The 14,680-nt window shown below is 60.4% G+C and carries 13 protein-coding genes and 1 tRNA gene; 6 read left to right on the forward strand and 8 right to left on the reverse strand.

All coding sequences use genetic code 11. The features are described 5' to 3' along the window. Window positions 1-633: a response regulator gene (locus ACMX25_RS03415; RefSeq protein ID WP_414948139.1), complete on the forward strand. Its 633-nt coding sequence runs from the start codon at window positions 1-3 to the stop codon at window positions 631-633. 14 nt (window positions 634-647) lie between these two features. Further along, window positions 648-1,073, forward strand: a complete 426-nt coding sequence (locus ACMX25_RS03420; RefSeq protein WP_414948140.1) for a response regulator — start codon at window positions 648-650, stop codon at window positions 1,071-1,073. 21 nt (window positions 1,074-1,094) lie between these two features. On the opposite strand, the gene ACMX25_RS03425 is transcribed toward ACMX25_RS03420, so the two are convergent. The 3 genes from ACMX25_RS03425 to ACMX25_RS03435 form a co-directional block, all read right to left on the reverse strand. Beyond that, on the reverse strand, window positions 1,095-2,339 hold the full coding sequence (locus ACMX25_RS03425; RefSeq protein WP_414948141.1) for an MFS transporter: 1,245 nt from the start codon (window positions 2,337-2,339) through the stop codon (window positions 1,095-1,097). 162 nt (window positions 2,340-2,501) lie between these two features. Then, window positions 2,502-2,873, reverse strand: a complete 372-nt coding sequence (locus tag ACMX25_RS03430; protein ID WP_414948142.1) for a hypothetical protein — start codon at window positions 2,871-2,873, stop codon at window positions 2,502-2,504. Window positions 2,874-3,128: 255 nt separating this feature from the next. Further along, a tRNA-Leu gene (locus tag ACMX25_RS03435) sits at window positions 3,129-3,213 on the reverse strand. Window positions 3,214-3,483: 270 nt separating this feature from the next. On the opposite strand from ACMX25_RS03435, the gene ACMX25_RS03440 reads away from it, so the two are divergent. From ACMX25_RS03440 to ACMX25_RS03450, 3 genes are all read left to right on the forward strand, one after another. Then, entirely contained in the window at window positions 3,484-3,606 is a 123-nt protein-coding gene (locus ACMX25_RS03440) for a hypothetical protein (protein WP_414948143.1), read from the forward strand. A 117-nt stretch (window positions 3,607-3,723) separates the two neighbouring features. After that, window positions 3,724-4,305, forward strand: a complete 582-nt coding sequence (locus ACMX25_RS03445; RefSeq protein WP_414948144.1) for a TMEM175 family protein — start codon at window positions 3,724-3,726, stop codon at window positions 4,303-4,305. Window positions 4,306-4,379: 74 nt separating this feature from the next. Then, window positions 4,380-4,844 carry a metallophosphoesterase family protein gene (locus tag ACMX25_RS03450; RefSeq protein ID WP_414948145.1) on the forward strand — a complete coding sequence of 155 codons (465 nt, stop codon included), beginning with the start codon at window positions 4,380-4,382 and terminating at the stop codon, window positions 4,842-4,844. A gap of 77 nt (window positions 4,845-4,921) precedes the next feature. On the opposite strand, the gene proP is transcribed toward ACMX25_RS03450, so the two are convergent. From proP to argA, 3 genes are all read right to left on the reverse strand, one after another. Next, complete coding sequence (gene proP / locus ACMX25_RS03455; RefSeq protein WP_414948146.1) at window positions 4,922-6,403, reverse strand: glycine betaine/L-proline transporter ProP; 1,482 nt, start codon at window positions 6,401-6,403, stop codon at window positions 4,922-4,924. Window positions 6,404-7,078: 675 nt separating this feature from the next. After that, window positions 7,079-7,354, reverse strand: a complete 276-nt coding sequence (locus ACMX25_RS03460; RefSeq protein WP_031363859.1) for an oxidative damage protection protein — start codon at window positions 7,352-7,354, stop codon at window positions 7,079-7,081. Window positions 7,355-7,454: 100 nt separating this feature from the next. After that, window positions 7,455-8,825, reverse strand: coding sequence for an amino-acid N-acetyltransferase (argA, locus tag ACMX25_RS03465; RefSeq protein ID WP_414948147.1), 1,371 nt, complete (start codon window positions 8,823-8,825; stop codon window positions 7,455-7,457). A gap of 22 nt (window positions 8,826-8,847) precedes the next feature. Here argA and hrpA point away from each other — a divergent pair, with 22 nt between their 5' ends. Continuing rightward, window positions 8,848-13,995, forward strand: a complete 5,148-nt coding sequence (hrpA, locus tag ACMX25_RS03470; RefSeq protein ID WP_414948148.1) for an ATP-dependent RNA helicase HrpA — start codon at window positions 8,848-8,850, stop codon at window positions 13,993-13,995. Between the two features lie 62 nt (window positions 13,996-14,057). Here hrpA and bamE read toward each other — a convergent pair whose 3' ends face one another. Both bamE and ACMX25_RS03480 read right to left on the reverse strand, forming a co-directional pair. Then, the gene (bamE, locus tag ACMX25_RS03475) at window positions 14,058-14,408 is read right to left on the reverse strand and encodes an outer membrane protein assembly factor BamE domain-containing protein (protein ID WP_414948149.1); all 351 of its coding nucleotides are present in this window, start codon (window positions 14,406-14,408) and stop codon (window positions 14,058-14,060) included. Window positions 14,409-14,433: 25 nt separating this feature from the next. Continuing rightward, window positions 14,434-14,616 (reverse strand): hypothetical protein, encoded by a 183-nt coding sequence (locus tag ACMX25_RS03480; protein ID WP_414948150.1) that lies wholly within the window; start codon window positions 14,614-14,616, stop codon window positions 14,434-14,436. Between the last annotated feature and the right edge of the window lie 64 nt (window positions 14,617-14,680).

Consider the following 14,680-nt stretch of genomic DNA (forward strand, 5'->3'; position numbering starts at 1 on the left):
ATGATTCGAGTGTTGATAGCGGACGATCACGCCATTGTGCGAAGCGGGTTCCGGCAATTTGTCGCCGATGAACCCGACATGGAAGTCGCCGCCGAAGCGTCCACCGGCGATGAAACCATCGCGCGCGTGCGTGAAAGCGCGTTCGACGTCGTGTTGCTGGACATCGCGATGCCGGACAAGAACGGTATCGACACCTTGCGCGTGATCAAGCAGATCCGCCCGGAGCAGGGCGTGCTGATGCTGTCGGGGTATCCGGAAAGCCAGTACGCGATCAATCTGCTGCGCGCCGGCGCCAACGGATATCTGAACAAGGATGCGGCGCCCGACGAAATCGTGCGGGCCATCCGGACGGTGGCGCGGGGCCATCGTTACTTGTCTGAATTCATCGCCGACGCACTCGCTGACAAGCTGGAAAAACCCGCTACCGAGCGCCCGCACGAAGCCTTGTCCGAGCGTGAGTTCCAGATTTTTTGCAAGCTCGCGGGCGGCCAGATTCCGACCGAAATAGCGGAGGAACTGCATTTGTCGGTGAAGACGATCAGCACGTATCGCGCACGCGTTCTTGAAAAAATGCGGCTCGCGAACAATGCCGATCTTACGTATTACGCGATCAAGAACGGTTTGATCGAGTAAGGAGGATGCCCGCCGTGGGCCAACAACCGATCGTCGATAAAACCGGTCTCGCGCATAAGCGGCCACTGCGCGTGCTGTTGATCGAAGACTCGCCGTTGATCCGGCGCAGCCTGGTGGAGGCGATCGATGCGTCCGGCGAACTGCGGGTCACCGCTTGGGCGGATACGCCGGAGACGGCGATCGCGTTGCTGGACGCGCAGAGCTTCGACGCGATCATCGTCGATCTGCAGCTCAAGCAGGGCTCGGGCGTTGAGGTGCTGGCATATTTGCAACGCACCGGAATGATCGATTCGACTTTCGCCGCCGTGCTGACGAACCATGCACTGCCGGCCTACCGCGAGCGCTGCCTGCAATACGGCGTGCGCCATTTCTTCGATAAATCCCTGGAATTCGATCGCGTTCTCGACGCGTTGCATCACTACGCCCGCGCGCGGAATTAATCGCACGGGCGCGGCCGCCTTTCAGACCTCCGGCACGGCGCTCTTTGAACGGCTTCGCGAATGGCTCAGGCCGGCAAGCGCAGTCGCCGCGAGTCCCGCGACGCACACGCCGACCCAACCGAACGCGTGCCACCCCAACGATGCAACCGCCGATCCCACCGCGCCGCCAATGAAATAAACCACCATGTACACCGTATTCACGCGGCTGCGTGCTTCCGGCTTGAGCGCGTAGATTCTCGATTGATTCGATATCTGCGCGGCCTGCACGCCGATATCGAGCACGATCACGCCGATCACCAGACCCACGAGGCTGCTTCCCGACATCGCGAACACGACGAACGAGACGGCCACGAGCACGATGCACAGCGACACCACCGCTCGCGGCCCGCGCGTGTCCGCCGACTTGCCGGCGAGCGGCGCGGCCAGCGCACCCGCTGCACCGACAATGCCGAACAAACCGGCTGCCTGCGGCCCGAGATGGAACGGCTCGCCCGCGAGCAGCAACGTGAGCACCGACCAGAATATGCTGAACGCCGCGAACAACGCACCGCCGGTCATCGATGCCTCGCGCAGCGCGGGCGATTCGACCACGAGATGCCACATCGACGCGAGGAGCTTCCCGTAGGGCAGCGTCGAAGTCGGCTTGCTGCGCGGCAGGCGCATCACCACGAGTACGGCAAGCGCGATGGTCGCGGCCACCGAGGCGCCGTACACCGCTCGCCACCCGAAATACTCCGCGACGAAGCCCGAGACCGTGCGTGCAAGCAGGATGCCGATCAGCAAGCCGCTCATGACCGTACCGACTGCGTGACCGCGTTGCGCCGGCGGCGCGAGTTCGGCGGCGAACGGCACGGCTTGTTGCGCGATGGTCGCCACGATGCCGAGCGCCAGGCTCGCCGCGATCAGCACGCCGAGCGTGGGCGCGGCGGTTGCCGCGACGAGCGCGATGCCAAGTGCGGCCAGTTGCAGAAGGATGATCAGGCGGCGGTCGAAGCGATCGCCGAGCGGCGCGAGCAATAACATGCCGATCGCGTAGCCGAGCTGCGTGACGGCCGGCACCGCGCCGATCAGCTCGGCGCTTTCCGGGAACGACGCACGAAACGCCGCGAGCAGCGGCTGATTCGTATAAATATTAGCGACGGATACGCCTGCGATCGTCGCCAGGACGAGCAGCGTTGTCCGCGAGTAATGCTGGTGGGGCTGGTGGGGCTGGTGTTCCGGCTGATGCGGGGTGTGGGAATTTGAATCGGTGGCGGCAGCGGACATGGGCGAGGGCTCGAGGATTCAACGCATGAAGCGAGCCGCTGATGATACTAAAGACGACGGACGTCCGCTGACGGTGGATCGGTTCGGCGTCGGCCGGTGCGCGAGTCGCTGGGTTCATTGACGCGTCGGCTTGACCATGTCTTCCGACGTTGCGGAATACCGTTACTCCGTGGCAGAGGCGTCCGGTTTCGGCGGGTACTTTTCAGCGAGATCCGCCGGTGTCAGCCACTGGAATGTCTTGATCTGATCGCCTTCAAACGTGCATTCGACGGCTGCCTGTACCTGCGTCGATGTTACTTTGATAGGGGTCACGCCCACGGGCGGAATCTGTTTGGTGTAGCTGCCTTCGACCACCACGCGCGCACCCTGGTATGCGACCCGAGGTATTTCATACGTCAGTTTGGGCTTGGAGTCCGGGTAGGTTTCCACCATCTTGGCCTTGCACTCCTGGCCGTTGCGGTACGGGGTCGTGCAGCCTGCGGTGCAGGTAAGGACGGCAGCAGCGGCCACCGCATAAAAGGTTCGATGTTTCATGATGGCTCGCGCTAGGTGGGACGCGCAGTCTACTTCAGTCGGTTAAGCGAAGACAGGATGACTGGCGGTTTCAGTATCGATAAAACGGATCTGCAGTGCGCGACCGGTGCTTCTTTCGTTCGCTTTCTCGTTTCCTTCGTTCCTTTCAGCCAGGCCAAATGAAATCCGGAAGTGCGCAACGGCGTTGAGCCGCTTCTGTATGAACATACAGTAATTATTGCGTTGAGCTTCGGGGACGTTCAATCAATCTGACGCTGGTAGCGGGGACCGGACTTGAACCGGCAAGCCGTTAGGCGGCGGATTTTAAGTCCGCTATGTTTACCAATTTCATCACCCCGCCAAGCGGACGGGATTCTACCATCGGACGGCCGACGGGCCAATCCAGAGCGGCGCGAACGTCTCGCTTCTGGCTGCCTTTCGGTGATTGTGCGGCCGGTTTTCATCGGGCGCATAAATTCTCTTCGGCAGCTTTCGACGTGTTCCGCGGGATGGAAATTAATAGATAGCCTCCCGTTCTGCATCCATTCGGACCTGAGCACGCGTATTTAGGTAGATGAAAATCCGCCACGGCGGGATCAACAAGTCGGTCCATCGATGTCAGGAGGCGAGAATGAAAGAAATTTCTATTGGCGCATGGCGTGAACGGACGCGTCTGGGCCTCGGGCTGGCAATTCTCGCGGCGGGGGCAGGGTTACAACTGCTGCAATGGCTCCATTCCTCCGTTCCTGGATAAAACCCGGCGCTCCTTTCTCTCGTTCAGGCTAAATCGACAGCGCCAGGTTGCTCGCGCATAATTTGTTGCGCGCGCGGGGCGCTGACAACAAAGCCAAAAGCACGAGAGAGGAAGAGGATGGGCACGAATCGGATCGAGGCATTCAGCGACGGCGTGATCGCCATCATCATCACGATCATGGTGCTGGAACTCAAGGTGCCGCACGGCGCCGATCTGGCGTCTCTCAGCGCCCTCGGTCCCGTGTTTTGCGCCTACGTGCTCAGTTTCGTGTACGTCGGTATCTACTGGAACAACCACCATCACCTGATGCACGCAGCCCAGCGCGTTAACGGCAGCGTGCTATGGGCGAACCTCCACGTACTGTTCTGGCTTTCGCTGCTCCCGTTCACCACCAACTGGATGGGCGAGAACCACATGGCGTCATTGCCCACTGCGCTCTACGGCTTCGATCTCTTCATGACGGCCGTCGCGTGGTACCTCCTCACGCGCGCGCTGATCGGGCTGCATGGCGCCAACTCGATGCTGGAGCGCGCCATTGGCGCCGATCGCAAGGGCAAGATCTCGGTGGTGCTGTATCTCGTTGCCATTGCTGCCTCGTTCTGGGAGCCGTGGGTCGCCGCGGCCTTATATACGGTTGTGGCGATCGTATGGCTTGTCCCGGACCGGCGCGTGGAGAAAGTCCTGCTGACGCAAGAGTAACGACCTGCGCCAAGGTGATTTCATCGACATGAACAGTGCTACGCTCGGGCCATAAAGTCCTGCGAGCGAAGCCCATGTCATCTGTTATCCGCATCGGCATCATCTCCGATACCCACAACCTCGTGCGCCCCGAGGCGCTCGCGGCGCTGCGCGGCTGCGAGCACATCATTCACGCCGGCGATATCTGCAATCCCGCTGTCCTTGATACGCTCAACGAACTCGCGCCCGTCACAGCGGTTCGCGGCAATAACGACTCGGGCGCGCGGATCGATGACCTGCCGGAAGCGCTGACATTTCATATCGACGGAACGGCGATTCATCTCGTCCACGACATAGCCGACGTTCCGAAGCAGCTGAATGGCATTGACGTGGTCGTCACCGGACATTCGCACAAACCTTTGATCGAACGCCGCGGCGCGACGCTGTTCGTCAATCCGGGAAGTGCCGGGCCGCGTCGATTCAAACTGCCCGTGACGCTCGGCATCATGCTGATCGACAACGGCGAGGTACAAGTCGAGATCGTGCAGCTGATCGAATGAATGGCGGCCGAGTTCCGCTTTTGAGCGACAAGAAAAGAGGCCATCAAGCGAACGCTTGATGGCCTCTTTTTTAACAATCAGATCGACGGCTGTTTTGCGTGTGCGGTCGCCTCGGGCATCCGGTCGTCCATTTCGGCTGCTTGCCGAACACCGCGCAGCACGGCATGCGCTTCCGAGCGCGAACCCACGCACGGCGGCGAACCCTTCAGCGGTTTCCTGGCCGTTTCATGAAGCGCCAGCACCGAAACAATGCCGATTACCGATGCTCCCATCAGGTAGTACGCCGGCATCATCAGGTTTCCCGTCGATGAAACCAGCCACGCGGTGACCAGCGGCGTCGTGCCTCCGAACAGCGAAACCGACACGTTGAAGCCGATTGCGAGCGCGCCATAGCGAATCTTGGTGGGGAAGAGCGCGGGCAATGCCGACGGCATGGCGCCCGTGAAACACGACAACAACACGCCGAGGATCAGCATGCCGCTGAAAATAGGCAGCAGGGTGCCCATGCGGATCAGGTTCAGCGCGGGTATCGACAGCAGCAGCAAGCCGACGCATCCGAACAGCATCACCGGTTTGCGTCCGACCTTGTCCGACAGATGGCCGGCGCCCAGCGTCATCGGCATCATCAGGACCATCACGAGCAGTACGATGAAGAGCCCGTGCGTTTCGTTGAATTTCAGCGTAGCGGAGAGATAACTCGGCAGATACGACAGCGCCATGTAATCCGTCACGTTGAAGATCAATACCAGCCCGACGCATTGCAGCATCGGCCGCCATTGCTTGACCAACATGTCGCGGAATTGCTCTTTGGGCGTGCTGTGCGCTTCGCTTTCGCGCTTGTCTGCTTCGCGTTGGAACGCAGGCGTTTCTTCAAGCTTCAGCCGGATATACAAGCCGATTATCCCCATCGGCCCGGCGATCAGGAACGGAATGCGCCAGCCCCAGGAGAGCAGCGATTGCTCGGACATCGTCGCGGTCAGCACTGCAACACATCCGGCGCCCAATACGTAGCCAACCAGCGTACCGAACTCGAGAAAGCTGCCCATAAAACCGCGCTTCTTGTCGGTCGCAAATTCCGCGATGAACGTCGCCGCGCCGCCGTATTCGCCGCCCGTCGAAAAGCCCTGGACCAGACGCGCGACGAGCAGCAGGGTCGGCGCAAAAATGCCGATGCTTCCGTACGCCGGAATCAGGCCGATGCAAAACGTGCCGATCGCCATCATGATCATGGTCATCGCGAGCACGCGCTTGCGGCCAATGCGGTCTCCCAGCGGTCCGAACACCATGCCGCCCAGCGGGCGCACGAGAAATGCCGCCGCGAAGGTCCCGAACGTGGCAATCAGCTGCGCGCCCGGATTCGCCGACGGGAAGAACACTTTGCCGAGCGTCACGGCGATGTAGCTGTACACGCCGAAATCGAACCATTCCATCGCATTGCCGATCGCCATGGCGCCGACCGCGCGTTTGAGCAGCGATTTATCCACGATGGTGATGTCGTCGAGCGTCAGGTCTTTTTCGGGTTGGGGTTGTCGCCAGAGGCCGTCGTTCGGTGTTGCCATGAAGAGAAGCTCCAGGTTTGTTGCCGGGCCGCCCATGGGGCGGTTCGGCGTGCGCGCAAGCGCACATTGCCGGGAAAGTGCGGTTTCGCGACGAGGCGAGTGTCAGTGCACGGACGTCAGTGCATCCTCGGAAGGCGATTGCCCGCACGCGGAGCGCAAAAAGATGCGCTGACGGCGCCTCGATGCCTCGATGCATAAAGCCAATGCTGACGCCTCGCGGCGATGTCGCGAAATGGCACTTCGTGGATGGTCACAGGTGCACGGGTACTCGGTGCTACGGGGATAGATGGCTGGACGCAGCTAAATTGAGCAACGGAGGCGCGAGGAGCGCTTGCGAGGAGTGCATGAAACGCGATGCAGTCCGGTTGCGTGCTGTGTCACGGATTGAGAAGGCTTGAGAGCAACTTGTCCACGGGCAAATCCAGACCTGTGGAAGCCTCCACAACCACTCGCCGATATCTCGAATTAGCGCTTGAACGAAAGCTTCAGGCGCGTCATTGCTAAGAAGTTGACTTTGAATTGCAGTTGGAAAGACGAAGATGATAGCAGAATGCAAGACGATGCGCAAACCGGGCCCTTGAGAAGGATGCTCTCGCCCGACCGTGCCGCACTCTCAAAAAGAAAAAGCCGGCCCAGAAAGGCCGGCTTCTTATCGCCAGAAAATGGCTCGTCCGATCAGCTTGGTGTCGGCGGCACGTAGCCTTGCGCGGTATCGGCGCCTTCGCCGAAAAAGTATTTTTCCGTCTGCTTGAGCAGATACTGACGCGCGCGCGGATCGGCCATGTTCAGGCGATTTTCGTTGATCAGCATGGTTTGCTGCTTGAGCCAGCCCTGCCACGCTTCCTTCGAGATCGTTTCGTAGATCCGCTTGCCGAGTTCTCCCGGCAGGGGCGGAAAGTCGAGTCCTTCGGCTTCCTTGCCGAGTTTCGCGCATTGAATCGTTCGGGCCATCTGTATTTCTCCTGTAGCGGGGTAACCGGACGCCTCGCTGGGCCAAGCGACCCGCGTCAATCGATCGCGCTCGCAGCCGGACGGACGTCTCGAAATAAGCTTAAAGCTGCTTCATCAACACAAGCGATTTACGTTGCCAGTTGTAGAGCCGGCGGCGATCTTCGGGCAGGTCGTCGACCGTGACCTTGACGAATCCGCGTTTGAGAAACCAGTGCTCGGTGCGCGTGGTCAGCACAAAAATATGCGTGAGGCCGCGAGCCCGCGCACGCTGCTCGACGCGCTTGAGCAGGCGTTCGCCGTCGCCGGAACCTTGCGCTTCGGGCGAGACCGTCAGGCAGGCCATTTCGCCAATGCGTTCCTGCGTGTACGGATACAGCGCCACGCAGCCGAACAGCACGCCATCGTGCTCGATCACCGAGAAATGGTCGATATCGCGTTCAATCTGGTGTCGGCCGCGCCGCACGAGCGTGCCGTCCATTTCCAGCGGTTCGATCAGCGTCAGGATCCCGCCGACGTCATCCGGCGTCGCTTCGCGCAGGCTTTCGAGGTTCTCGTACGAGATCATCGTGCCGACGCCGTCGTGCAGGAACAATTCGAGCAGGATGCTGCCGTCGAGTGCGTAGGGAATGATGTGCGCCCGCGCCACGCCGCCGCGGCACGCGCGAATGGTGTGCTTCAGGTAGAACGCGGCGTCGCCTTGCAGCTCGCCGCTTTCGTGCAGCCGGTACGCGTCGTCGAGCGACATTTCGCGCACCAACTCGCCGTTTTCATCGACGAGACCGGGTGTTTCGGTCAGGAAAATGATCTTGTCGGCGCGCAACGCGATCGCTGCTGCCGACGCGACATCTTCCATCGACAAATTAAACGCTTCACCCGTCGGCGAAAAACCGAGCGGCGAAAGCAGCACGAGTTTGCTGCTGGTCAGCGAATGGCGAATGGAGTCGCCGTCGATCTTGCGCACCACGCCGGTGTGCTGGAAATCGACGCCGTCGAGAATGCCGACCGGCCGCGCTGTCACAAAATTGCCCGATACCACGCTGATGTGCGCATGCGCCATCGGCGTGTTCGGCAAGCCCTGGCTGATCGCCGCTTCGATGTCGAGGCGCACTTCGCCGGCGGCTTCTTTCGCGGATTCGAGCGCGCGGGCATCGGTAATGCGCAGGCCGTGCGAAAACTCCGATTCCACGCCGTGCAGGTTCAGCTGTTCTTCCACCTGGGGTCGCGAACCGTGCACGAGCACGACGTGAATACCCATGGCATGCAACAGGCCGACGTCCTGAACGAGCGCGTTCAGACGTCCTTCCTGCACCAGTTCGCCGCCGAACGCGACCACGAAGGTCTTGTTTCGGAACGCGTGAATATAGGGTGCGACGGAGCGCATCCATTCCACGAACTGGCCGTGTTCATCAGGCGCTTCAGGCTCGGCGATAACCGGCGGAGGCGCGGCGGGGAGGTCGGTTTGAGAATTCATGCCGGGATTATAATGCCGTGCTATGCCGAATGTTTCCAAACGTCCCGCCGATGCGGACAAGCTTGACCCTCAGGAGCAGTTGAAAAAGCTGCGTGAAGCGCTGCTGCGCGATGCAGCGGCGCGCGAAAGCGATGGGGAAAACGAGGGGGAGGAATCCGCCGATAACGCCGTCAATCGCAAGAAGGAAGCGGCTGCGCGGCGGTTTGCGGGTGCCTCGGGTGAGTCTGCCGCCGGGGCTTCGAAAGCGGCGGCGGGTGGTGCGGGCGGGAGTTCGTCTTCCTCGCAGACCGCGAAGAAAAATGTTCAGAAGGGCGCGGGAGTTTCATCCTCGGCTTCGCCTTCGCCGTTGTCTTCCCGCAATCAATCGACTGGGTCTTCTAGTGCAGCTCCGCCTCCCCGGGAGCCCGCGCGGCGAAAAGACGAGCGCGGCGGTCTGGACTTGTTATCGACTTTGTTGTCCGAAAAGGCGGTCGGTCCCGTTGTTTCATCGGACCAGAGTGCGGATGCACGGGTTTCGAGCCAGCGCGATTTATCGGTGGCGAAACGGGCGGGCGTCAAGGTTCCAGTAACGTCCCCGGCAGCCAATACGTCCAGGCCCACAGTTCACCCTGTTGATGCCGCTACTGACGCATCGAAACAACAGCGGGCCCCAGGAAAGCGTCCGGCACATGCCAAAGAGGTTCGGCGCGAACCAGCGTCTGGCATCGATAGCCGCGGCGCTACCGGACAAGCATCAACGAGCAATCGCGCGCAGGAACATTGGGGGCTTGGCGGAAAAGCCGCGCCGGTTCATAACCGGGCTCCGGATCAAAAACACACGGTTCACGACGCACGCACGCACGCACGTCCGGACGTGGTGAACAAGGCCGTGGCTGATCGAGATTCAGCGCGCGACGGTGTTCAATCCGCCGTTCATCCTAAAACGGTCACTGCCGATGCGCGCCCGGAACGCCACGAACGTGGCCCGAAGGCGGGACGTAATCCTGAAGCGCAGCGACCGCGGGAAGCAAACCGTTCGCGCAACCCGCCTGTGGCGGCAGTGGCCGAAGCTTTGGCTGCACCCGATTCGGCGCCGGCGCACCCCTCACGGGAAAAGGCGGAACACGCCGGGCCGAGCGGCGAGCAGCGCGTGCGTCGCGGTCCACCAGACGGCGGGACCGGATCGGCCGGCACCGCTGCCCGTTCAGTCGTTCAAGAAGCACGACCGCCTAAAGAAGCACGTGCGTCCCAAAACACTCAGCAACGCTCGAACGCGCCAACCAACGCTCCAAGCGCGCCGCGTCCGCGCCGAGTGGTCGAGCCGAATCCCATTCCGCCGATTCGTTTTCCTGAAACGCTTCCTGTTTCCGCTCGACGCGATGAAATCGCTGCCGCGATCCAGGCAAATCAGGTCGTGATTGTCAGCGGCGAAACGGGTTCTGGAAAAACAACGCAGCTACCCAAGATCTGCCTGGCCCTCGGTCGTGGTCTTGGCGCAGGCGGCTCAGGACTGATCGGTCATACGCAGCCACGACGTATCGCGGCATCGGCGACAGGACGGCGGATCGCTGAAGAACTCGGCACGCCGTTCGGCGAAGTCGTCGGCTACAAGGTTCGTTTCACGGACAACTTGTCGCCGGGGGCATCGGTGAAACTGATGACCGACGGTATTTTGCTGGCTGAAACGCAGACCGATCCGCTGCTCGCCGCCTATGACACGATCATCATCGACGAAGCGCACGAGCGCAGCCTGAACATCGACTTCCTGCTCGGCTATCTGCGTGAAATCCTGCCGCGGCGTCCGGATTTGAAGGTGATCGTGACATCGGCGACGATCGATGCTGATCGGTTCGCCCGTCATTTCGGCAGCGATGAAAAACCCGCGCCGGTCATTGAAGTGAGTGGGCGGCTGTATCCGGTCGAGGTGCGATATCGGCCCGTTGAAGAGGACAGTCCGGCGGTGAAAGCCGCGCAAGGAACCACGCCCGGCACGCAGCAAAAAGAGCGGCCTGATCGTCCGAGAAATCAGCGTGAAAACGACCGCGATCTGATGGAAGCGATCGTTGACGCCGTCGATGAACTCTGCCGGGAAGGTCCCGGCGACGTCCTCGTGTTCCTCCCCGGCGAACGCGAAATCCGCGACGCCGCCGAAGCGTTGCGCAAACACCATCCGCCGCACACGGAAATCCTGCCGTTGTTCGCACGTCTGTCCGCGACCGAGCAGGAGCGCGTGTTCAAGACATCGAATGCCCGGCGCATCGTGCTGTCGACGAACGTCGCGGAAACCTCGCTGACGGTGCCGGGAATTCGTTACGTCGTCGATACCGGTTTGGCGCGCGTGAAACGCTACTCGTATCGGAACAAAGTTGAGCAGTTGCAGATCGAACCAATTTCGCAAAGCTCGGCGAACCAGCGCGCGGGCCGTTGCGGACGCGTGGCCGACGGCGTGTGCATTCGTCTATACGAAGAAGAAGATTACAACCTTCGCGTGCGTTTCACCGATCCGGAAATCCTGCGGTCATCGCTGGCCGCAGTGATCTTGAGGATGAAGTCGCTGCACCTGACGGCCATCGAAACGTTTCCGTTTCTCGAACCACCGCCGGGTCGTGCAATCGCCGATGGTTATCAACTGCTGAACGAACTCGGCGCCGTCGATGACGACAACGCGCTCACGCCGCTCGGCCGCGAACTTGCGCGTTTGCCGCTCGATCCGCGCGTCGGCCGGATGATTCTCGCTGCGCGCCATCATCAGTCGTTGCGTGAAGTGTTGATCATCGCCAGCGCGTTGTCCGTTCAGGATCCGCGCGATAGGCCGATCGAAGCGCAGGAACAAGCGGATCTGGCGCACAAGAAATTTGCCGATGAGCGCTCCGAATTCCTGCAGTGGACAAAAATCTGGGCGTGGTTCGAGGATGCGATCACGCACAAGAAGTCGAACAAGCAGCTCACCGATGCCTGTCGCGCGAACTTCTTGAACCACGTGCGCCTGCGTGAATGGCGCGACGTGCATTCGCAATTGCTGACCGTCGTGCGTGAACATGGCTGGCGTCTGAACGAATCCGAGGCAACGTTTGAGCAGATTCACCTCGCGTTGCTGACCGGTTTGCTCGGAAACGTGGGCCTCAAGGCCGATGACGAGCCGTATTACCTTGGCGCACGGGGGATCAAGTTTTATCTGTGGCCGGGTTCGGCTTTGTTGAAGAAGGCAGGGCGCTGGGTTGTAGCGGGCGAACTCGTGGAAACGAGCCGACTTTACGCGCGCTGTATTGCGAAGATCGAGCCTGAATGGCTTGAGCAAGTCGGTGCGCATTTGCTGCGCAAATCGATTTCCGAGCCGCATTGGGAAAAGAAAGCCGCGCAGGTTGCGGCGTTCGAACGCGCAACGTTGCATGGTCTGACTGTCTACGCACGTCGGCGGGTGAGTTTTGGGAAACAGGATCCGGTGCGGGCGCGCGAGTTGTTCATTCGCGGCGCGCTTGTAGATGGTGAGTTCGAGACCAAGCTGCCGTTTTTCGCGCATAACCGCAAGCTGCTCGCGGATATCGAACAACTGGAGCACAAGTCGCGTCGGCAGGATGTGTTGGTTGACGACGAATTGATCTTCGGTTTCTACGATTCGCTGGTGCCGAAGGGCATCTATTCGGGCGCCGCGTTTGAGCGCTGGTATCGCGATGAGGAAAAGAAAGAGGGCGCGTCGCGCCTGTTGTTCCTCTCCCGCGATGACCTGATGCGCCACGAAGCCGCCGGCATCACGACCGACCTGTTTCCGAAGCGGATGACGATGGCCGGCATCGAAATGACGCTGACCTATCATTTCGAACCGGGTTCTCCTCGCGATGGCGTGACGCTAACCGTGCCGCTGTTCGGCTTGAATCAAGTCGATGCCCGGCGCTCGGAATGGCTGGTTCGCGGCATGCTGAAAGAGAAAATTCAGTTACTGCTGAAGTCGTTGCCGCAGAAATTGCGGCGGCATCTCGTGCCGCTGCCCGAGTTTTCGGCGGGCGTGGTCGAGCGGCACAGCGGCAAGACGTTCGGCGCGGGCGGTTTGCTTGAAGCGCTGATTGCCGACATTCGCGAGCAGACGCAAATCGCGATGAAATCGTCGGACTTCAAGCTCGAAACGCTGCCGGCGCATTTGTTCATGAACTTCAAGGTCATCGACGAACACGGCCGGCAACTCGCGATGGGCCGTAACCTTGCCCAGTTGCGGACTGAACTGGGCGCTCAGGCACAGCAGCATTTCCAGAAGCTCGCTGCGGGCGCGACGCTGGATATCGGCAATGACGCGTCGGCTCCTGTCACTCGAAGCGCTCCGGCATCAGATTCTTCGAGTACCGCGCTCTACGAAAACCTCAGCACGTGGGATTTCGGTAAGTTACCCGAATTGCTTGAAATCCGGCGGCGTGGTCAGACGCTGTTCGGATATCCCGCGTTGGTGGATCGGGGAACGCATTGCGACGTTGAAGTATTCGATTCGCCGGAAGAAGCGGCGCGGATTCATCGGGCCGGTTTGCGTCGGTTGTTTGCATTGCAACTGCGTGAGCCCATCCGGTATCTCGAGCGCAATCTGAGCGGATTGCGTGAGATGTCCTTGCAGTACATGGCGCTGGGTTCACAGGAAGAGTTGGGTAGCCAGATCATAGAAACGGCCTTGGATCGTGCGTGCTTGCAAGATCCGCTTCCCGATAACGACCGCGATTTCTATGCGCGTCGCGATTCCGGCAAGAGCCGCTTGACGCTGTTGGCTCAGGAAATTGCTCGGTTGGCCGGACAGGTTCTGGCGGATTACGCGGTGGTGTCGAAGAAATTGGCGCAGGCTAAATCGTTCGGTGCCCCGTACGCGGATATGGCCGGTCAGTTGAACGCGCTGATCGGCAAGCGTTTTATTATTGATACGCCTTACGCGCAGTTGTCTCACTTTCCGCGTTATCTGAACGCAATGGTGTTGCGTATCGACAAGTTGAAGGCGGATGCGGTGCGGGACGCGCGGTTGTCGGCGGAGATTGCGCCGCTAGTGCAAAACTATCAGCGGGCGATTGCGCAACGAGGCGGGGTGGCGGACGCGCGATTGAGCGAATACCGATGGCTATTGGAAGAGTTGCGTGTGTCGTTATTTGCCCAAGAGCTTCGGACGCCTATGCCAATTTCGGTCAAGCGTTTGTACAAAGTATGGGAATCAATGCAGCGATAACGGACGTAAAAAAGCGCGAGACGCGGCGGGTAGCCGGCTCGCGCTTTACAGGTTCTACAGCGTTACTTTGTTGTTTCGCCTGAGGCCTGTATGACTTCGAGACTCAGTGGCGCAGCTGTTAAAACGCTGGGCTCAGTGCCAGTGTTTACCGAACCGCTGGCCTGCGTGCTGACCGGCGTCACCGTATACTTTTGCCATTTTCCGTCGGCCAACGTTTCCACGCTATCGCCGCACTTGCGATAAAAATTGCGCGCTTCGTCCGTTGAAGTGAACACTGCTTTCAACTGGCAAACCATTTGCGGCGCACCAGCCTCGTTCGTGACGTTCAAAACATAGTCCCATTCGCGGACGCCGAAGAATCCTTCCTGGAATTGCGGACGGCCCAGGAGAGCCGCAATCTGGTTCTTGTTCATGCCGGGCTTGAGTTTGCGCAGGGCCTCAGTCAACGGGGTAGCTACCGCCGTGGCTCGATGCCGAGTCGACTGCCGGAAATACCAGTTGGTCCTGGCTGCCATTGCTGGACAACCGGCTGCCCGTACCGCAGCCCGACAACAGAAGGGCCGCGACGAGCGACGCAGCGAAAGGAAGTGCACGCGATGGCTTGCGGAGGGTGAAGTTCATCTCTTGATCGGATCCGTTGTTTTCATTGACTCGATGTCGCGGGCTTTTTGCAGCTCGCCCGCGA

Origin of the sequence: Caballeronia eucalypticola (assembly GCF_047608185.1) — a bacterium.
Lineage (GTDB): Bacteria > Pseudomonadota > Gammaproteobacteria > Burkholderiales > Burkholderiaceae > Caballeronia.

What these genes read in the sequence shown, in the direction of transcription:
- ACMX25_RS03450 (WP_414948145.1), top strand. Translation starts at nt 4,380, where the DNA reads ATGTCATCTGTTATCCGCATCGGCATCATCTCCGATACCCACAACCTC.
- ACMX25_RS03440 (WP_414948143.1), top strand. Translation starts at nt 3,484, where the DNA reads ATGAAAGAAATTTCTATTGGCGCATGGCGTGAACGGACGCGTCTGGGC.
- ACMX25_RS03480 (WP_414948150.1), bottom strand. Translation starts at nt 14,616, where the DNA reads ATGAACTTCACCCTCCGCAAGCCATCGCGTGCACTTCCTTTCGCTGCG.
- ACMX25_RS03445 (WP_414948144.1), top strand. Translation starts at nt 3,724, where the DNA reads ATGGGCACGAATCGGATCGAGGCATTCAGCGACGGCGTGATCGCCATC.
- argA (WP_414948147.1), bottom strand. Translation starts at nt 8,825, where the DNA reads ATGAATTCTCAAACCGACCTCCCCGCCGCGCCTCCGCCGGTTATCGCC.
- hrpA (WP_414948148.1), top strand. Translation starts at nt 8,848, where the DNA reads ATGCCGAATGTTTCCAAACGTCCCGCCGATGCGGACAAGCTTGACCCT.
- bamE (WP_414948149.1), bottom strand. Translation starts at nt 14,408, where the DNA reads ATGAACAAGAACCAGATTGCGGCTCTCCTGGGCCGTCCGCAATTCCAG.
- ACMX25_RS03430 (WP_414948142.1), bottom strand. Translation starts at nt 2,873, where the DNA reads ATGAAACATCGAACCTTTTATGCGGTGGCCGCTGCTGCCGTCCTTACC.
- ACMX25_RS03415 (WP_414948139.1), top strand. Translation starts at nt 1, where the DNA reads ATGATTCGAGTGTTGATAGCGGACGATCACGCCATTGTGCGAAGCGGG.
- proP (WP_414948146.1), bottom strand. Translation starts at nt 6,403, where the DNA reads ATGGCAACACCGAACGACGGCCTCTGGCGACAACCCCAACCCGAAAAA.
- ACMX25_RS03425 (WP_414948141.1), bottom strand. Translation starts at nt 2,339, where the DNA reads ATGTCCGCTGCCGCCACCGATTCAAATTCCCACACCCCGCATCAGCCG.
- ACMX25_RS03460 (WP_031363859.1), bottom strand. Translation starts at nt 7,354, where the DNA reads ATGGCCCGAACGATTCAATGCGCGAAACTCGGCAAGGAAGCCGAAGGA.